General features: G+C 35.2%; 24 protein-coding genes, 2 pseudogenes and 1 riboswitch. Of the genes and pseudogenes, 14 read left to right on the top strand and 12 right to left on the bottom strand.

Annotation, left to right across the window (positions count from 1 at the left end; translation table 11 throughout):
* Positions 1–286 precede the first annotated feature (286 nt).
* Genes Q3V31_RS12310 through Q3V31_RS12300 form a run of 3 tightly spaced genes read left to right on the top strand, consistent with a single transcriptional unit; the run spans position 287 to position 1030 of the window.
* A complete protein-coding gene (locus Q3V31_RS12310) occupies positions 287–520 on the top strand; it encodes a DUF3953 domain-containing protein (RefSeq protein WP_000920677.1) in 234 nt (77 codons plus the stop codon).
* Between the two features lie 28 nt (positions 521–548).
* Positions 549–788 carry a hypothetical protein gene (locus Q3V31_RS12305; RefSeq protein ID WP_000548109.1) on the top strand — a complete coding sequence of 80 codons (240 nt, stop codon included), beginning with the start codon at positions 549–551 and terminating at the stop codon, positions 786–788.
* 11 nt (positions 789–799) lie between these two features.
* Complete coding sequence (locus Q3V31_RS12300; protein WP_016130391.1) at positions 800–1030, top strand: YczI family protein; 231 nt, start codon at positions 800–802, stop codon at positions 1028–1030.
* Between the two features lie 118 nt (positions 1031–1148).
* On the opposite strand, the gene luxS is transcribed toward Q3V31_RS12300, so the two are convergent.
* Positions 1149–1622 (bottom strand): S-ribosylhomocysteine lyase LuxS, encoded by a 474-nt coding sequence (luxS, locus tag Q3V31_RS12295; RefSeq protein WP_001141371.1) that lies wholly within the window; start codon positions 1620–1622, stop codon positions 1149–1151.
* 128 nt (positions 1623–1750) lie between these two features.
* Between luxS and yidD the strand changes: the two genes are divergently transcribed.
* Positions 1751–1987: a membrane protein insertion efficiency factor YidD gene (gene yidD / locus Q3V31_RS12290; RefSeq protein WP_000809328.1), complete on the top strand. Its 237-nt coding sequence runs from the start codon at positions 1751–1753 to the stop codon at positions 1985–1987.
* Here the strand turns inward: yidD and Q3V31_RS12285 are convergent.
* Positions 1984–2547, bottom strand: a complete 564-nt coding sequence (locus Q3V31_RS12285; RefSeq protein ID WP_000838167.1) for a beta-class carbonic anhydrase — start codon at positions 2545–2547, stop codon at positions 1984–1986. The two genes, yidD and Q3V31_RS12285, sit on opposite strands and share 4 nt — an antisense overlap.
* A 223-nt stretch (positions 2548–2770) precedes the next feature.
* On the opposite strand from Q3V31_RS12285, the gene cydA reads away from it, so the two are divergent.
* Together cydA and cydB are read left to right on the top strand one after the other, a co-directional pair.
* The gene (cydA, locus tag Q3V31_RS12280) at positions 2771–4120 is read left to right on the top strand and encodes a cytochrome ubiquinol oxidase subunit I (protein ID WP_001286170.1); all 1350 of its coding nucleotides are present in this window, start codon (positions 2771–2773) and stop codon (positions 4118–4120) included.
* Positions 4110–5138, top strand: coding sequence for a cytochrome d ubiquinol oxidase subunit II (gene cydB / locus Q3V31_RS12275; RefSeq protein ID WP_000017644.1), 1029 nt, complete (start codon positions 4110–4112; stop codon positions 5136–5138). Before cydA ends, cydB begins: the two co-directional genes overlap by 11 nt.
* A gap of 169 nt (positions 5139–5307) precedes the next feature.
* On the opposite strand, the gene Q3V31_RS12270 is transcribed toward cydB, so the two are convergent.
* Positions 5308–5523, bottom strand: coding sequence for a spore germination protein (locus Q3V31_RS12270; RefSeq protein WP_001110987.1), 216 nt, complete (start codon positions 5521–5523; stop codon positions 5308–5310).
* A 730-nt stretch (positions 5524–6253) separates the two neighbouring features.
* Here Q3V31_RS12270 and Q3V31_RS12265 point away from each other — a divergent pair.
* Entirely contained in the window at positions 6254–7288 is a 1035-nt protein-coding gene (locus Q3V31_RS12265; RefSeq protein ID WP_000273519.1) for a YdcF family protein, read from the top strand.
* Between the two features lie 43 nt (positions 7289–7331).
* On the opposite strand, the gene Q3V31_RS12260 is transcribed toward Q3V31_RS12265, so the two are convergent.
* Positions 7332–7661 (bottom strand): zinc-ribbon domain-containing protein, encoded by a 330-nt coding sequence (locus Q3V31_RS12260; protein ID WP_016130392.1) that lies wholly within the window; start codon positions 7659–7661, stop codon positions 7332–7334.
* A 256-nt stretch (positions 7662–7917) separates the two neighbouring features.
* Between Q3V31_RS12260 and Q3V31_RS12255 the strand changes: the two genes are divergently transcribed.
* Positions 7918–8790: a YitT family protein gene (locus tag Q3V31_RS12255; protein ID WP_215574039.1), complete on the top strand. Its 873-nt coding sequence runs from the start codon at positions 7918–7920 to the stop codon at positions 8788–8790.
* A 119-nt stretch (positions 8791–8909) separates the two neighbouring features.
* Here the strand turns inward: Q3V31_RS12255 and Q3V31_RS12250 are convergent, their stop codons facing one another.
* From Q3V31_RS12250 to Q3V31_RS12230, 5 genes are all read right to left on the bottom strand, one after another.
* A complete protein-coding gene (locus Q3V31_RS12250; protein WP_044737483.1) occupies positions 8910–9128 on the bottom strand; it encodes a hypothetical protein in 219 nt (72 codons plus the stop codon).
* Between the two features lie 98 nt (positions 9129–9226).
* The gene (locus tag Q3V31_RS12245) at positions 9227–10045 is read right to left on the bottom strand and encodes a DUF4247 domain-containing protein (RefSeq protein WP_329765310.1); all 819 of its coding nucleotides are present in this window, start codon (positions 10043–10045) and stop codon (positions 9227–9229) included.
* Between the two features lie 13 nt (positions 10046–10058).
* Positions 10059–10565, bottom strand: coding sequence for a DUF4178 domain-containing protein (locus Q3V31_RS12240; protein WP_000051748.1), 507 nt, complete (start codon positions 10563–10565; stop codon positions 10059–10061).
* Positions 10566–10586: 21 nt separating this feature from the next.
* Positions 10587–10991 (bottom strand): DUF350 domain-containing protein, encoded by a 405-nt coding sequence (locus Q3V31_RS12235; protein ID WP_000220084.1) that lies wholly within the window; start codon positions 10989–10991, stop codon positions 10587–10589.
* A 79-nt stretch (positions 10992–11070) separates the two neighbouring features.
* Entirely contained in the window at positions 11071–11736 is a 666-nt protein-coding gene (locus Q3V31_RS12230) for a PspA/IM30 family protein (RefSeq protein WP_088098127.1), read from the bottom strand.
* A gap of 404 nt (positions 11737–12140) precedes the next feature.
* Between Q3V31_RS12230 and Q3V31_RS12225 the strand changes: the two genes are divergently transcribed.
* The 5 genes and pseudogenes from Q3V31_RS12225 to Q3V31_RS12205 form a co-directional block, all read left to right on the top strand.
* On the top strand, positions 12141–12719 hold the full coding sequence (locus Q3V31_RS12225) for a lipoprotein BA_5634 family protein (protein ID WP_329765309.1): 579 nt from the start codon (positions 12141–12143) through the stop codon (positions 12717–12719).
* Positions 12720–12855: 136 nt separating this feature from the next.
* Positions 12856–12987, top strand: a pseudogene (locus tag Q3V31_RS12220) (YolD-like family protein); the annotation flags it as partial.
* 170 nt (positions 12988–13157) lie between these two features.
* Entirely contained in the window at positions 13158–14570 is a 1413-nt protein-coding gene (locus Q3V31_RS12215) for a WXG100 family type VII secretion target (protein WP_329765308.1), read from the top strand.
* Positions 14571–14583: 13 nt separating this feature from the next.
* Positions 14584–14928: a hypothetical protein gene (locus Q3V31_RS12210; protein WP_001109640.1), complete on the top strand. Its 345-nt coding sequence runs from the start codon at positions 14584–14586 to the stop codon at positions 14926–14928.
* A 118-nt stretch (positions 14929–15046) separates the two neighbouring features.
* Positions 15047–15160 (top strand): annotated as a pseudogene (locus tag Q3V31_RS12205) (IS3 family transposase); the annotation flags it as partial.
* Between the two features lie 49 nt (positions 15161–15209).
* Here Q3V31_RS12205 and Q3V31_RS12200 read toward each other — a convergent pair.
* Genes Q3V31_RS12200 through Q3V31_RS12190 form a run of 3 tightly spaced genes read right to left on the bottom strand, consistent with a single transcriptional unit; the run spans position 15210 to position 17606 of the window.
* Positions 15210–15377 carry a FeoB-associated Cys-rich membrane protein gene (locus tag Q3V31_RS12200; protein WP_000989601.1) on the bottom strand — a complete coding sequence of 56 codons (168 nt, stop codon included), beginning with the start codon at positions 15375–15377 and terminating at the stop codon, positions 15210–15212.
* Between the two features lie 16 nt (positions 15378–15393).
* Entirely contained in the window at positions 15394–17382 is a 1989-nt protein-coding gene (gene feoB, locus Q3V31_RS12195) for a ferrous iron transport protein B (RefSeq protein ID WP_090814131.1), read from the bottom strand.
* Positions 17379–17606: a FeoA family protein gene (locus Q3V31_RS12190; RefSeq protein ID WP_000060512.1), complete on the bottom strand. Its 228-nt coding sequence runs from the start codon at positions 17604–17606 to the stop codon at positions 17379–17381. The genes feoB and Q3V31_RS12190 overlap by 4 nt, the downstream gene beginning before the upstream one ends.
* 194 nt (positions 17607–17800) lie before the next feature.
* Positions 17801–17902: riboswitch (TPP riboswitch) on the top strand.
* Between the two features lie 86 nt (positions 17903–17988).
* On the opposite strand from Q3V31_RS12190, the gene thiT reads away from it, so the two are divergent.
* The gene (gene thiT / locus Q3V31_RS12185; RefSeq protein WP_001246564.1) at positions 17989–18648 is read left to right on the top strand and encodes an energy-coupled thiamine transporter ThiT; all 660 of its coding nucleotides are present in this window, start codon (positions 17989–17991) and stop codon (positions 18646–18648) included.
* Positions 18649–18776 lie beyond the last annotated feature (128 nt).

Here is an 18776-nt window from a genome sequence, read left to right as displayed (position 1 = left end):
TTCTCTTATTACCGATAATTTCACAATTCTCCCATACATACAATTTACTTTCAGTTGTTTCTTTATTCTTATGGGAATTAATGAACTGAAATCCGGACGGAAATCAATGAGTATCCCGTATTTTTTCGTTTCTAGTCTTATGTTCTTCGTTTTAATATCAATCTACTTTCGCTAAAGGTAACATGTACTTTTAATCACCTATTGACGATTATTTTCACCAATTTTTCTTTTTCGGACAGGTAATACATTCGAGGACAATAAAAAAACGAAAAAGGTGGAGAATAGTATGCTAAAAACCTTTCGCATTATATCCGCTCTTATCGTCATCGCTCTCGCTCTATCCGGAATGTTTACAAACGCGCTTATTACAATGCCTTATATGCTCATCGCCTTATCTATTATGGCTTTCATCATGAGCGCAGAAGAAAAACAGAAACAAAAGAAAGTACATAGTACACTCTCCTTCTTTTCCGGCATATTCACTTTAATCGTTGCTGTTATTATTATTTTCTCTCGATAACTATCTCTTTCTACTAAGGAGGGCTAAAATGCACATTAGACAAATACAACTCATCATCGTTTTTATTACTTTACTTCTATGTTTATACAGCGCATTTACAATGAACTTTCAAATCTTTTCACCTATCATTTTGTTCCTCTTTAGTTTATATGGCATTTTAGTAGGAATTGAGACGATTCAAAAACAGCAAAAACAAATTGGAACTATTAGCATCGGTTTAAGTCTTTTTACGATTGTTTTTGTTAGTCCATTTATGCTGTTCTTCTAAAGGAGGATTATATGTTAAAAAACATTCGAATTATACTAGCAACGATTGCCCTCATTCTCGCCCTACTTAACCTCTTTGCAAACTTCTCTATGCTTTTACCATTCGTATTTATCCTTTTAAGTATTATGTTTATCCTTTTTGGAATTGATGAAGTAAAACAACAGCAAAAAGCTAAAGCATTTGTTTATTTTCTCAGTTCTGCCTTTATTTTATATGTTGGGGTGTCTAGTATACTTCCATAAAAAGAAGAGCAAGTTTTCTCTTAGTAAAATAAAAAAACTGCCCTTTCACAGGCAGTTTTCCTTTTTATCCCTCTATTTGTAGGCAATAAGACTCTCACCCACTGATTAAAGTATCATTTTATCCAAACACTTTCTCAAGTTCATCTTTATCTTGGCTTAACCAGAAGTTCATTAAGCGTTGTGCTCCTTCTAAATCGTGAAGCTTCGCTTGGCCACACTGTGTTTCATTTGCAGCTGGAATTTCTGTAATTTGAACCGCATCTTTTAATGTTAGTTCTAATAAATCAATGATTTCACGAACTGTCGGTGTCCCGCTTACTACAAGATAATACCCTGTTTGGCAGCCCATCGGTGAAATATCGATAATATCAAAATGCGGATAACGATCAATATATTTACGTAAATTAAATGCTAATAAATGCTCTAACGTATGAATAACATCTGGTTTCATTGCTTGTTTATTCGGTTGGCAAAAACGAATATCAAATTTATTTACAATACCGTCACTACCTACATTATGGACTCCGCAATGTCTTACATAAGGCGCTTTTACAATTGTATGATCTAATTCAAAGCTTTCTACTGATGGCATATAACATCTCTCCCGCTTTTAATTTAATTCCGTTATATCCAATATGATATAACGGAAATCAACATTAGTAAAGAATTATGTACGGTCGTGCTATAATACTTTAAGACTATGCTGAAAAGGAGACCATTATGAAACAGATTTTTATCGGTATTATACGCTTTTATCAAAAGTTCATTTCTCCAATGACACCACCAACATGCCGCTTTCATCCAACTTGTTCTCATTATGGATTAGAAGCGTTTCAAAAACATGGTGCACTCAAAGGATTTTGGCTTACATGTAAGCGTATATTAAAATGCCACCCTTTCCATCCAGGAGGATTTGATCCTGTCCCAGATAAAAAGGATGACAAAGTAAATTCTTAATTGTCGTAACCATTCACAACTAAATCTAATTTTCCTGTGTCAGGATCTATAACAAGACCGTGAACAGGTACTTCTTCAGGAAGTAACGGATGGTTGCGAAGTATTGATACGCTATGTTCTACACTTTCTTCTACACTAGAGAATCCTTGTAGGAATCTTTCTAAATCGATTCCAGAATAACGAAGTGTATCTAATTTCTCTTCTGTAATACCGCGCTCTTTCATCTTCTCGATTGTACTGCTCGCTTGAATTTTAGCCATACCGCAATCATGGTGGCCAACTACACAAACTTCATCAGCACCAAGTTCGTATACAGCAACTAAAATACTACGCATAATACTTCCGAATGGATGTGAAATAACAGCACCTGCTACTTTAATAATTTTCACATCACCGTTACGCATATTCATTGCTTTCGGTAATAGTTCAACAAGACGTGTATCCATACAAGAGATAATTACCATTTTTTTATTTGGAAATTTTCCTGTTTCATACTCTTCGTATTTTTTCTCTTCAACGAACTTTTCATTGTATTGTAAAATCTCTTCTAATGACTTCATAGTTAAAAACCCTCTTTTCTCTCATTTACACTACATATATAGTGTACCAAAATATGAAAAACTCAAAAAGGATATTGTTTTATTGTAAAAGCAATATATTTTCAGATAACCGCCATAATTCTTTCAAAATATACACACAGCTTTGTAACAAGTCACACATACTTTACTTCTATTCTCACTATAAACTAACTGTAGATAATGTAAAAAGGAGTGAATATTTATTATGTCCGACGTTCTGTTACTGAGTCGTTTTCAATTTGCAATTACTATTTTTTATCACTTTTTATTTGTACCTTTGACAATCGGACTTGTTATTTTAGTGGCATGTATGGAAACTCAATACGCCCGCACATTGAATCCAACATATCGCAAAATGGCAAATTTCTGGGGGAAATTATTTACAATTAACTTCGTAATGGGGATTATAACCGGGATTACGATGGAATTCCAGTTTGGCACAAACTGGTCTGAGTACTCCAAATATATGGGAGATATTTTCGGATCACCTCTCGCAATTGAAGCACTCGTTGCCTTCTTCTTAGAATCTACTTTCATGGGAATATGGTTATTCGGTAAAGACAAAATTTCACCAAAGTTCCGTGCCTTCTGTATGTGGATGGTTGCACTTGGAACAAACATTTCTGCTCTTTGGATTATTACAGCAAATGGATTTATGCAAAATCCTGTTGGCTACGTCGTACGTAACGGCCGCGCTGAATTAAATGATTTCTGGGCACTTGTTACAAACCCATACGCTTGGAATATGTTCTTCCATACTGTAATTGGTTGTTATATTGTCGGTGCTTTCTTCGTTATGGCAATTAGTGCCTATCATTTACTACGTAAAAATGAAGTGGAATTCTTCAAAAAGTCATTTAAGTTTGGTTTAATGTTAGGCTTATTCGCCGCAACTGTTACGCCTTTTATGGGACATCAATCCGGTGTATCAGCAGCTAAGTATCAACCAGCAAAAGGAGCTGCTATGGAAGCAGTTTGGGAAACTGGAAAAGGACAAGGTTTCTCAATCATTCAAATTCCTGATGTGAAAAATGAAAAGAACTTTGAACTACTTACAATTCCAAAACTCGGAAGTTTCTTCTATACAAACTCATTTGATGGAGAAATTGTTGGTTTAAAAGATATTCCGAAAGAAGATCGTCCAAACGTTAACCTTGTGTACTATAGCTTCCGCTTAATGGTTGCACTTGGCATGTTCTTTATGGCATTAACTTGGTACGGTTTCTATTTAAACCGTAAAGGAAAACTAGAAAACTCAAAACGTTATTTAAAAATTACAATGTGGTCTGTCTTACTTCCGTACATTGCAATTAACGCTGGTTGGATTGTCGCTGAAGTAGGTCGTCAACCGTGGACAGTTTATAAACTAATGCGTACAGCAGAATCTGTATCACCTATATCAGTTCCACAAATTTGGTTCTCATTAATTAGTTTAATATTGTTCTACACTCTACTCTTAATTGCAGACGTATATTTAATGCTAAAGTTCGCAAAAAAAGGACCAGCTGCATTAGAAGAGCCTGCTACTGAAGGAGGTGCGGCTCATGTCTCATGATATGCTTGCAATCATCTGGTTCGGTTTATGGGGCGTAATTTGGACAGTTTACTTCATTCTTGATGGCTACGCACTCGGTAACGGGATGATTTTCCCATTCGTTGCGAAAGACCGACAAGAACGAAATCAATTACAAGAAGCTATCGGCCCGTTCTGGGGTGGTAATGAAGTATGGTTAATTACAGCTGGTGGCGCAACATTTGCTGCCTTCCCAATCACATATGCAAATATGTTTAGTTACCTATATACACCACTATTTTTAGTATTACTTGCACTATTTGCTCGTGCTGCTGGACTTGAATTTATGCACAAAGACGATTCGCCAATTTGGCAAAAAACTTGTAAATGGGCATTTACAATTGGTAGTTTCCTAATCGCCTTCTTATTCGGTGTTACATTCGCTAACCTATATTACGGACTACAAATTGGAAAAAATGGCTATGAAGGAAATTTACTTAGCTTACTAAACCATTATGGTATTTTAGGTGGTCTATTCTTCACTGCTATATTCGTCGTATCTGGTGCCCTTTGGGTTATGATTAAAACGACTGGTGAAGTATCTGATCGCGCTTATAAAATCGCAAGGCCATTTTCAATGGCAGCTGCTATCATTTTAGCTATCTTCTATGTGGCAACTGCAAATCGCACAAACTTATTCCAAAACTTTACGGAATATCCTGTACTATTCATTCTTCCAGTACTTGCAATGTTAATGAGTGTACTCGCACTTATTATGGTGTACAAACATAAAATCGGCCTTGCATTTACATTCGTTTGCTTAACAATCGCAATGTTTATGACAACTGGCTTTGCAGGTATGTTCCCAAGAATGTTACCATCACGTATTAACGACGCATACAGCACAACGTTATACAACGCAGCAGGTAGTGAATTAAACTTAAAAATTATGTTCTTCGTTGCAATGGTCATGGTACCAATCGTTATTGGATATCAACTTTGGAGCTACAGCATATTTAAAGATAAGATTCATAAAGACTCTGCTAAAGGCTATCACTAAAATGAAAAAGACACTTCGAGCGAAGTGTCTTTTTTCTTATACGTATGATTTTCGATAAGGTGTTACATTTCTAATCTAACAACTATGATAAAGAAGAATCACTAACAGCTCACAGCTCAATTGTATCACAGGGCAAACACATCAATTTATGCAATTTTACATATAAAAATTATAACGTAGATTGAATTACTTGGTCATACACATCGCTATCCATTACATCTGCCGTACTAATACCACTGAATGTCCTCACATTTAATCCGGTATTTGAAGATCCCGATCCGTTATAAGCTTTCGTTTTTTCAATCGGATGTACGTTATATTTATCACCTAAGTTAATTGTCCCGTTACAGTTCTCAATAATAACACCTTCAACAATAGCTGGCATTTTGTCACCTACTTTCGTTTCGTTACTTTTATTTTATGAACATCGCCTACAAAAATAGCATGTTTCAATAAGAAAAAGCACTCAAATTGAGTGCTTTTTCTCTAAGCATTAATGGCAAGTTTGGAGACAGTTGACTTCTTCAAAATTTTATTAGGGGTAATATTTTGAAAAAGAAAGCCTTTCATATGTAGCTTAACAACGCTGGAATATATAGTAAATTGATAATATTTATATGGAAGATTGCTAATGTTTAGTATAGATAGTTTGCACTACATTAATAGTGGAAATTATCTATACTAAGAAACAAAAAGACGCCTTTCAAGAAGACGTCCTTTCCCCTGTTTATATATACCTCATCCCGCTTTTTGTAAACACACACTAGAAAACAGAATCATGAATTGTTACAAGATTGTTAGGTACAAAAAGAGTAGAGGTAACTATTAATATAAAATTCTGCTTTATAGCGTGTATCCACAACTTATATTTTAATCCTCTTCCCTTGAAAATAAACATAATATGCAGAATTACATACCAAAAAGAAAAAGACACTCCACAGAGTGCCTCTTCAACCATTTTACTTTTAATATATCGCCTTGAATACATTTTAACATATGTATCCATATATATTATTAAGAAAATTCAAAATCCTTTTTCTTTCATTTCCAATTATAAAATCATGTAATATAGAATGTATGTCAAATTATTATACAAATTGAGGTGTACTATATTTATGTATTTCGGAATTATTCCTCTTATATTGTTTATTATTTTTCTTATCTCTTACTTAAAAGACCCACGGAAAATAATAAACGGTTTTTTATTTAATGCCTTTTTCTGTTTTTTCCTTCTTTTTTGCATGATTACATCCTATGACTCAGGTAGTGACACTCTACGCTACACTATATTTTTACCTATTTTAGCACTTATCATTATGATTCCTTTCGGTATTGTTGCTTTAATGTTTGGGTTATTTCTTAATGCGAGAATTTTAATGAAACGAGAAGGTAGACGTTTTACTAACTGTTTAACACTTATTGCAGCTTTAGGGATTTTATTCTTGATGTTACTCCCTATTATAAATCCAGCAAGTTTATTCTCATCACATTTTCAGCCTATTTTTGCTGGTATTTTTCTTATAAGTGTATATTTCTTTATACACCTATCTAACTTCTTAACCGCTTATTTTTTATATCAATTCAACAGACCAAGGCGTAATCAAGATTTCATCATCGTTCTTGGTAGCGGCTTAATTAATGATAAAGTACCACCGTTACTTGCAAGTCGTATTAATAAAGCAATCGACTTTTACTGGAAACAAGCTGCTGTGAATACACCACCAACAATTATTTTCTCTGGTGGGCAAGGTCCAGATGAAGGCCTTCCAGAAGCAGAAGCAATGCAAAAATACGCTGTTGAAAAAGGAATTCCGCTTGAACATACAGTGCAAGAAAATCGCTCTGTAAACACGTATCAAAATATGTCGTTCTCTAAAAAAATTATGGATTCTTTAAAGCCTGAAGGTAAGTATAGAAGTATTTTTACAACGAACAATTTCCACCTTTTCCGCGCTGGTATATATGCAAGACAAGCGGGTCTTAATAGCCAAGGAATCGGATCAAAAACTGCATTTTATTACTGGCCTAACGCAATGATTCGTGAATATGTTGCAATTGTTGTGATGGGACGTAAACGTCATATGAAAGTTTGCGGAGCTATTTTAGGATTCTCGTTATTCCTAGCGGTAATCAGTATTATATTTTCGTAACAACTATTAAAGTCCCCTTCTATGAATAGGGGACTTTTTTAATTCAAACAAGTAACATAACAGCGTACAACACATTAATAATTCCAGAAACCATTCCAACAATAGCAAATGTTTTACTCGTTCCCGTCACTTTTTTATTTAAGCCTAATATAGAAAACACGATAGCTATAGTGCCAATAAGCCCCCATAAGTTAATAAACCAAGATATTAATCCGGTGATAAAACCAACTAAAGAAAAAACTTCTATACTACTATTAGAATTGCTATTCACAAAACTTTCCTCTACCGTTTTATAACTAAGACTCTCACCGCACTGTCCACAAAACTTGTTCCCCTCATTCGTTTCATTCCCACATTTCGTACAATATCTCAAAGAATCTCCCCCTTAAGATCAGTGGCCAAAACATACATATCATACTATTATATTTCAATTGGAAACATTCCTATTTTTTATGCGCATCAATCATATACGAGTGTATTTAACATACTGCTATGGTGATAATATTCCCTGCATCCATCCAGTAAAGGAGAATTTTTTCAAATATAATGTTAAAATGGTTGTTAGGCATGAGTCGAACTGATTAGCAAGCATGCAAGAAAAAGAAACTAGTTTGAAACGAGGAAATTACATGGAGAAAATTATCAGAAACAAGCCCAATAAGCTAAAAATCGCTTCAAAAGCTTTGATGATTATTATTGGGGCATTTATCACAGCATACGGATTAGAAGCGGTATTAATTCCAAATAACGTATCAGACGGTGGTGTGACTGGTTTAAGTATCGTTAGTTCAAGATTATTTGGATTGCCATTAGGAGCTCTAATCGCAGTTATTAACATTCCCTTCGTTTGGTTAGGATATAAACAAATTGGTAAAAGTTTTGCAATTTATTCTATTATCGGGATTGCTTCGTTAGCAATAGGTACTGTTGTCATGCACGGAATACCAACTATTATTGAAGGTGATACATTACTCGTTACAGTGGTTGGTGGTATTATTATCGGTTTTGGTATGGGACTAGCACTACGTAACGGCGGCGCATTAGATGGAATCGATATGCTAGCTGTATTACTTTCTCGTAAGTTACCTTTTGGAACAAGTGACCTTATTTTATTCTTAAATATGTTCGTATTTATTTTCGTATCAACAGTATTCGGTCTTCAAGGGGCTATCCTTTCGGCAATTGCTTACTTTATCGCTTCGAAAGTGATTCATATCGTTGAAGTTGGTTTAAGTGGTTCGAAAACATTTAAAATCATCACAAAAGAGCCTGAATTAATGGTAGAAACAATTCGCGATCGTTTAGGCCGAAGCGCAACGTATAACGAAGTATACGGTGGTTATTCAAGAGAGAAATTCAAAGAAATTTCTTGTGTAATTAACCGTTTAGAAGAAAGTAAAATGAAGGACCTGATTAATGAAATCGATCCTAATGCCTTTATTACAGTTTATGACGTAGCTGAAGTAAAAGGCGGTAACTTTAAGAAACGTGATATTCATTAATCATTATGAAAAAGGAGGCTGTGCCAAAATTTTGGTGCAGCCTCCTTTTATTATTAAGTTGCTGTCGTTGTCAGTTTTTGTCGGTAAGTCGATATATTTCAATAATCGCCGATATAATTTCACTTCCCCCATCTTCCTCCTCTCTTAATCCATGCTACGTATTTTTGAAAGGCGGGCACTTCATGTTGAAAGCGAAGCGGAACATATAGAAAGAGAGTACATGTACACAGTATCCATAGAATACCTACTACAAAGTGAAATTTCATCGTTGTGCTAATAAACAAACTGAGGAATAAGACGAGGAACATAATCAAACTAAACCTTTTATATAGAGTCATACTAATCTCCTCCTTATAAATTAATTGTACCAGCTAAAAGGAATTAATTTCCATAATAAAAAGACCGAAAAGCAAATTCCACTTTTCGGCCTCTATAACTATCTTCTCTTCGTAATCTTTCCTGAACCACCAACCCTCGTTTTCGGGGGAGATGTATTCTTTGGCGGCGTTTTAATAGATGATTTCGGCTTCACATCTGATCCGCTCAAGCCACCTGGTGTTTTTGTAATTTTCCCTTTGCTTCCGGTAGAAGGCGGAGGCGTCGTTTTACTTCCTTTTTCCGTAATACTTCCTTTATCACCTACAGATGATTTCGGATCTACATTATCGCCTCGCTTAATGATAGATCCTTTCCCTTCCTTCGTAATTGGAGGCGGGGTTTTCTTTTCTTCTTTCGTAGGTGGTCTTTCCGGGATAACCGGTTTATGATTTTGTCTGTCATTATATCCGCGATAATCACCGTATGATGATTTTCTAGAACCGAATATATCGTTTAATATACTCCCCATAATATATCCTTGTAAAAAGGATGGTTGGTAATTTTGACGGACAAATTCTTCATTACTTATTTCAATTAACGTATCAGATGGTTTCTCTTTATCCTTTTGTAAACTATACATTTTATCGGAATAAACGAGGAACATTTGATTTTCGTCTTCTTTAGATGCTTGCTTCGGTTTCCTTTCGGCTATAAGTTCCTTTGCAACTTCAGGAACTGACCGATTGGCAGCCCTATACACGTAAGATTCTTGTTTACCATCCTTTGCGACAGACTCTAGCGGATAACGGTCCTGAATTGACTTCGCCTGACCACTTTGACAGCCCGATAAAGCATAACCGGCAATAACAAGTAATGTAACGATAGCAAGTATAGGGATCACGAACGATTTAATCATGGTAAACAATCGGTTTGACATGATTACGCCCCCCTTATGTTGCTCTTATGATTTGTACATCAGCAGGAATAATTGCTTCTCCCTCATACATCATTGTGCGACCATTTTGCCATTCAACACGTAATAATTTGCGGTTGTCAGACTGGAATTCCCATACATACTGTTCTTCTGAAGCAGCGAATGGCGTTTTTCCCATTACAACAACACGTCCATTATATTGTTCTTCCATATGATACTCTATATCATCCATTTCAATCGTCGTCGGAATTTCATCAATTGAATCTAAACGACCGTCAATCGGTGTATACAATTTATAATACGTATTTTCACGGTCTTCAATTTTTAAATAACGAATATCTTTCCCGTCCTGCAGTGTTAAAACGATCTCCTTGCGAGAATGCATACTCGTTTTCCCAGTTAATTCGTACATGACTAATGAAACTTCAATCATATCGCCAGGAGCTAACGTTAACAGACTCTTTTCTGGCTTTGGCGGCTCCGGGCTTTTCATTATATTTTTAATACGTTTAAATAAGCTCACAATCTACCCCTCCTTTTCTCTTTATAAACAAGCACCTAAAATAAGTGCCCCAACGATATGTAATGAACCAGCTAACATCGCATGTGCTACGCTGCCTTCTTTCGTTCCTTCTTCTAAATCTAAACCTGACATTTTCTTTAACACAAACTCAATGAACATTTCTACCACTAATAAAATAACGAAAGAAACTGCTGAAGCAAGAAGCGCTTGCCATAAATCATTCGCTTTCGTAATCGATTGTGACAAAATGTATCCTTGAGCGAATAATTTCATAACGAAACGTGTTGTCACTGCTGTGTTTCCATTTTTTATCTCTTTTAAATCATTGTATTTTGTAAAAATCGAATCAACCCACATAATTGCAAATAAAAGTACCGCACTCGCTCCAGTCCATACAAGCATGGCTAAAACATTCATCCACGTCATTGCAAAACCTCCTCTAAAAGATAATAGAAAACCGACATGAATTCTCTTCAGACATGTCGGTTTCTTTGTCTATTCTATATTATTTCTCGTACTGCTTCATAATACGAGCTAATTCATCATCAACAACAGAATTTTTATTTAAGCTTGCGAATTCATCATCTAATGACTTTTCTTTTTTGTACACTTCACCACTTGCTTCTGCTTCAGCCTCTAATTGAAGAGCTTTCTCTTCCATACGGCTTAAACCAGCTTTTGCTGAATTTGAATCGAATCCAGACATCGCCTGATTAATATTCTTTTGTGCTTTCGCTGCATTTACACGTGCTACAAGTGTTTCACGTTTATTTTTCAGCTCTGTTAATTGCTTACGCATTTCTTCTAGCTTCAGGCGAAGATTATCGGCAGCAGCTTTGTTTTGCTCATAGCTTGCTTTATACTCATTCATCTTTTGCTCTGCGTTTTGTTTTTCTTCAAGAGCACGACGCGCAAGATCAAGATTGCTTGCTTGAACAGCCATATGAGCTTGCTCTTCACGTTTTTTCACAAGTGCTTCTTGCTCTTCAAATAATATTTTAAATTTCTTCTCAAGTGCGATTTGAGCTGCTACACTTTTCTCAGCTTCTTGTACATCTGCTTGCATATCGCGTAAATATTGATCCGTCATCTTAACTGGATCTTCCGCTTTTTCAATTAATGAATACACATTCGACATAGTTAAATCTCTTAATCGTTTAAATACAGACATCCAAATTCCTCCTATGATATACCTCATATTTCAAATTCACTACTTGGAAAACTGAAAAATCTCCCTTTACAGTAAAGAATATTCATTTTTACAACCTATGTGTTTATTATAACAAAACTAAGATGTCCTTACATGTTATTTCCAAAATACAGCCAATATAATATGACATTCCATATAAAACATTGTATTCCTAATATATTCTCATTCATCCTCTTTAGAATTGACTTATTTTTATGTACTTTCACTAAATTACATTATTGTAATGTTACTGTAAGCTAACTCGATAGTTGCATTCCGATATTTCTTATACACTAATACCAGAAGCAACGAACAAGCTTCTCATCATTTCAGAACTAATACAAAAACTGTATTTACTATAAAACATATAAAAAGGAGAAATCATCATGAAAAAATTAGTAGGAATCGGATTAGCAGCAGCAATTTCATTCGGAGCATTATCAGGTTGTTCTTTATTAGGAGAAAAAGCGAACGGCTTAGTATTATACGGATCAGAAGAGCAAGTTCAAAAAATTACAGATCAAAATAAGAAAGAAGTAAAAGAAAAAGACTTCTATAAAATGAAAATGGCAACATTAGAGGGTAAAAAAGTACTTGTAATGGATAAGAAAACTGGTGATGAACTTGTTAAGAAAGAACTACTTAAAAAAGTCGATAAGAATGATGATACAAAGGCAATCGATAAATTACCAGCTGTAACAGCAGAAGAAGGCGTGCTATTTGCAAAAGAGAAGGTAGAAAATGCTACGCTTGATGGAGCAAAATTAAAATATGAAGACAACACAATTATCGGTGATGGCCGTTCTTATGCAGATATGTTTGCTATCGTTGATGATGCAACATATGTAAATGTAAAAGGTGAAGAAAAATCTGTAGGTATTTTGAAATTTGATAAAGACCCAAGCAAAGAGCTACCTGGAGCAAATGGTGTAGAAGCTTCTCAACTTGTAAAAATTAAAAAGTAAAACAAAAAAAGCTTTGCAAAATTGAAGTGCACCCCAATTGTTAGACACATAATTAACAATTGGAGGTGCATTTTTTATGGCTAAATTTTCTTCAAAGGATAAAATACAAGCAGTAAAACGATATCTAGAAGGTACTGAAGGTGTTTTTTTACGTACTTGCTATATGACTGTCATTGACATTGATCCGCTGAATAAATCTATAATTTGTACGGATGCATTTTATAATAATATGACTTTGAAGTTTATTGATATTATTGATGCAAAATAAAAAAACGCTCACAATCGTGGCTCTTATTGTTACTTTACATACACATAAGCTTTATTTACAATTAAGCAGATTTTATTTCACATAAATATTATTATACTAATCTAAAGTTTCCGTATTTACATTTTTTTCTTTTATCTCATAATTTTAATTGGGGGAAAGGGAGGAAAGAAATGGTTCAAATCAAAGTAACACCTGAAATGCTAGAAGAAGTTGCTAATCGTGCAAATAATACCAGAATCGCATTAGAAACTATACATAATAATCTATGTAATGAAATAGATCATTTGTGTTTTCAATGGATTGGTGCCTCTAACCAACAGTTCATTCAAATGTTCAATGATGCAAGACCAAAAGCTTTTACATCTATCAATTCGATTATAAAAGTGGAAGAGGATTTGAAACGAATTGCCGAAAAATTCTGTACCGCAGATGCTTCATATGATGGAAATCTTGAAGAAGGAGCAATGTGTGGTAAGTTAAATAGTGAGAAAAATGATGGATCTTTACGTGACAAGGTTTGGCATGGTCTCAAGGAAACTTATGAGGATCTTAGTAAAGTAAAAAATTCCGATGAGTCTTTATATGATAAATTTAAACATGGTATTGATGCAGCGTATAAAGATGTGAATAAAATAAAAGACACTATAGATGATGAAATCGAATCTGCTTTTGAAAAAGCTGGATTAGGTGTCCCCTATCACTTAAAAAAGGGAATGGGCGACGCTATAGGTGATGAATTATTAGGACTTGCAGATGCAGTTATCCATCCAATTGACACATTTAATAACACGATTGAAGCCGTTTCTCACCCAGTTGAGACGTTCAATGCGATAAAACAAACAATTTCTGATTCTTGGAATCGTGATGTTACCAATGGTGACTCGTATAGTAGTGCAGAATGGTATGGAAGCGCGGCTGGTCATACTATATTGGCTGTTGGACAACTATTCGTAGGAACAAAAGGCGTGGATAAAATTGCAATGTTGAACCCTGGCACAAAATTAGCTGAGATTTCACGAACTGCTAATCAAAGCTTGCAAGACGCTGCATCCTTATTCAATCGTAATCGCAATGAGTTTGCTTTAGCTGGTGGAAATAATATACGCTCTGTATTTGATACACCTGATTTTAGGGCAGCTGAGGAAAAGCTATCGACCCTTCAGTTTGCTAGTCGTGAAGGAGCTTCCAGTGGGAACACGCCATATAAATTTGACTCATCACTTATGGAGCATGTTTTTCATGGTGAAGTAAGACAAAAATGGTGGGGATTAAAAGCTGTTGGTTATCATCACGAGAATATGATGGGGGGAGAGATAATTCGCGTTACTAGGCCACCAAATCCTGCAGGAGTATATGTTGCAGAAGTAAAGGTTGATGGTATTGTAAAACAAGCTAAATCTTCATTTTTCCCTAAGGATTGGAATAGAGTCCAGGTAGTTGATTCTATTAAAGAAGCATATACCAATCGTGTTCAAATCGCTCCAAATAAATACGTAGGGCAAACTTCTTCTGGATTTAAGGTTGAGATGATTATTGAAAACGGAGAAATTACCACTGCTTATCCAAAATATACGAGAAGATAGTGAGGTTGTATTAATGAATTATTCACATGAATTTTGGCGTGACCCATTTGGTGGACTAAGAATTCGTTTACCAAAAGAAATTGCTATTGTATCTGACTTTATAGAAAACCTAGATGAAGATGAAGCGGATGAATACATAGAAGTTTTAGACCATGTCGTAGAGGGAAAGTACCCTAGTTATGAACTAGAATACAATGCTGCTGCTGTATTTATTGAACCTAAATATACAAGCGCGATTAATTATTACATTAGCCCACCAAATAATCAATGTAAATTAGAAACTTCAGAATTTAGGAGATTACTTTTGCTTTGGAGAAATAAAGTGATGACAGAAGGACGAGATATTGAAGTAGATTAAAAAGACTGCCTGTAATGAAGTGCACCCCAATTGTTAGAAACATAATTAACAATTGGAGGTGCATTTTTTATGGCTAAATTTTCTTCAAAAGATAAAATACAAGCAGTAAATGGAACAATTTAAGCAAGAACTAGAAACTTATATTCATTACTACAATCACAAAAGAATTAAAACAAAACTAAAAGGATTGTCCCCTGTGCAATACAGAGTTCAATCCTTAGTAGCTGCTTAATATATTTGTCTAACTTTTTGGGTTCAATTCAAATTCACAAAGCTTTTTTCTATTTATGAGCGATTTGCTCCATATCCGGACTACAAGTTTGCGACTGACATGACTTACTTAAAGAGCATGCTGCGCATTTGCCTTTTTTACTTCTCTTTACAAAATTAACTAACGTATATGCTGCATAACCAAAAATGATAGCTCCAATTATAATATTGACCATCATTGCAATACATCTCCTTCTAGAATCCGAGTAAGGATCCAACTTGGTATATAATGAGCGTTAATACATAAGCAACAACGAGCGGATAAACGACAGAGAAAATTGTCCATTTCATCGATCCAGTTTCACGTTTAATAACAGCTACTGTCGCTAAGCACGGAACATATAATAAAATAAAGAACATAAATGCATACGCTGATAGCGCAGTATAATGTGCTCCCATTACATTTCCTAGCACATCTTCTTTAACCGCATAAATAATTGCCATTGTAGAAACAACAACTTCTTTCGCTAAAAATCCTGTTAAAAGGGATGCCGCAGCTTGCCACGTTCCAAAACCGAGCGGTGCAAATAGTGGTGCGATAAATCCACCAATCATCGCTAAGAAACTGTCTCCCATATCAACACCAAATCCTGATGGACCTGCATAGTTTAATAACCAAATGACAACAGAACCACCGAAGATGAATGTACCTGCTTTACGAACAAATCCTTTACCTTTCTCCCACGTGCTGAGCCATAACGTTTTCGCTTGTGGCACACGGTAAGGCGGTAGTTCAATTACAAAAATAGATTTTTCCGCTTTTAAAATGGTAAGTGACATAATTTTTGTAACGAGTAATGCAAGAACAATACCTGCAATGTATAAAGAGAACACAACAGTTGCCTGACTATTAGGGAAGAATACTCCCGCAAATAATGCATATACAGGTAAACGTGCTGAACAAGACATAAATGGTGTTACAAGAACGGTAAGTAATCTTTCTTTTTCTTGTTCAATCGTTCTCGCTGCCATAATACCTGGGACGTTACATCCAAAGCCGATAATCATCGGAATGAACGCTTTTCCATTTAAACCGAAAAACTCCATAATTCTATCCATAACAACTGCAATTCGTGCCATATATCCCGAGTCTTCTAATAATGAAATGAAAAAGAATAGTGCAAAGATTTGTGGAACGAATACTAATACCGCACCAACGCCGGCAATGATACCTTCTGTAACGAGTGCTTGAATAAAGTCAGAAGCGCCAACACTTGTGAGCCCAGCTGTAACCCAATCAGTAAGTTGTCCGCCAAAAAATCCATCCAGCATATCCGATAAAGGTGTACCAATCCACGTAAACGTAACCTGAAAAATAAAAAACATAACTGCTAAAAAGATTGGAAGTCCTAAAATTTTATGTGTAATTAACTTATCGATTTTTTCCGAAAAAGGAATTTTTCCTTCTTTCTCATGTTGCATAACATTTGTTTTTAACTTTTCAATATACGCTTCACGAGTCTTGTAAATGTGCTCCTCTAACGTACAATCAAGTTTTCCATCTAAACGAGATCGAATGGCTATAAGTTCCTTATAAATTGGTAATGCTTTCATTTCTTTTTCTACTACTTCGTTGTTGCTTAAAAATTGTAGGGCTAACCATCTTGGATGCTCATAATTCGCTTTCTCTAAAAGAGCGATTACCTCTCCAATTCCTTCATCCATTTGTACACCATATGAAATAATGAATGGCTTTTTCTCTTTTTGTTTCTCTTCATGAAGAGTAGTAAGTAATTCTTCACAGCCTTTTCCGGTTCTTGCGATGACAGGAACGACTGTTACACCTAATATTTCTGATAACCGTTTTACATTAATCACAATTCCTCTTTGCTTTGCCACATCAACCATATTTAAACCAATTGAAACGGGCTTACCAAATTCAAGTAATTGCAATGTTAAATGCATATTTCGCTCGAATTGCGAAGAATCCACTATATTTAACATATGATGAAATTCGTCTGTGAGTAGAAAATTCGTAACAACACCTTCATCGCGTGAAACTGGATTCAAATCATACACGCCTGGTAAATCAATTAATGTTCCTTGCTTATCTTTTAATTTACCAACCTTCTTTTCTACTGTTACACCGCTCCAGTTCCCTACATACTCATAAGAACCAGTAAGTGCATTAAATAATGATGTTTTCCCTGTATTCGGATTCCCTAGCAAAGCAACCTTATTCACGCTAATTCCACCTTTATCATTTTCGCGTCACAATGACGAATACTAATTAACTGTCCACGACACTCCAATGTACAAGGACCTTTAAACATCGCTTTCTGTTTCAAGCGAAGTTCGCTTCCTTCCGCAAGACCGAAAGCAGCTAGTCTACGCTTTAATAACTGATCTAAAGACTGAATACTTTTTACTAACACTTTCTCACCAATTTTAATATCTACTAAGCTCATAACCTTCCCCCTCAGAAGAGAATGATAATTATTTTCAAAAAAATTATATCATACTCTATTTCAATTGGACTATACCCTTTTGCTTCATATTTATTAACATTTCGCTACAATTCTATTTCAATAATTGTCATACGGTATTCATTTGCCATTCTCATCCATTTCGCTTACAATGAACAATAGCAAATAAAGAATCTCGTTATCACAGGGGGAGCCTTACCGCTGAGAGGGAACAATTCGTTCCGACCCTTTGAACCTGTTAGTTAATGCTAACGCAGGAATTGTGCAAACGTCCGAAATACACACCTCTTTTTTTATTTACGTATTTCGTATCCTCCTATGATAATGTTCTTTTTTGTGCAACTTGGATATAGGGGGAGACAACATGCGTAACACCAATTTACAAGCGATGATCGAATCTGCTATTCTTGCAGCCTTCGCCTTGATTATCGACATTCTACCATTATCAATTAAACTTCCAACAGGCGGTTCCATCTCATTTGCTATGATTCCTATTTTTATTATCGCATACCGCTGGGGCTTCAAAAGGGCTTTCTTAGGAGGCTTAATTTGGGGGCTTTTACAAATTGTCGTAGGCGATGCTTACATTCTAACACCAGTTCAAGCATTCATTGAGTACTTCATTGCCTTTGCCTTTATCGGCTTTGCTGGTTTATTCTATCGTCCAATTCAAAAAGCACTTGCCTCAGACAACAGTAATGCAGAGCATTCAAGTTTTGGTAGTCGAAAAGATAAACCAAAACAAAACAAAGGAAAAAAAGCACTCGTTTACATTATCATTGCAACATTTGTCGGTAGCTTTGCACGCTATTTCTGTCATTTTATCGCTGGTATTATTTTCTGGGGACAATATGCACCGAAAGGACAATCAGCTGTGCTATATTCATTAATTGTAAACGGCAGTACCATGATCGGTTCTTTCATACTATGTACTGTATTACTAATTCTTTTATTTACAACTTCACCACGCTTATTCAAAAGCATCGGTGCTTATCAAATGAATACACAAAAAAAGGGCGCTTAATTAGCGCTCTTTTTTTTCATATCGTAATATCAATTAAAAATACAATAAATGCACAAAAGAAAATAAATACCATTATACTTAGCCAATTGCTATGCACGGTTCATCGACTCCTTACATAACCTCATTTT

The organism is Bacillus nitratireducens, from assembly GCF_036320425.1.
In the GTDB taxonomy this organism is placed as follows: Bacteria; Bacillota; Bacilli; order Bacillales; family Bacillaceae_G; genus Bacillus_A; species Bacillus_A nitratireducens.
Note: the sequence above shows the minus strand (reverse complement) of the source record. Positions and strands in the feature narration are given on the sequence as shown.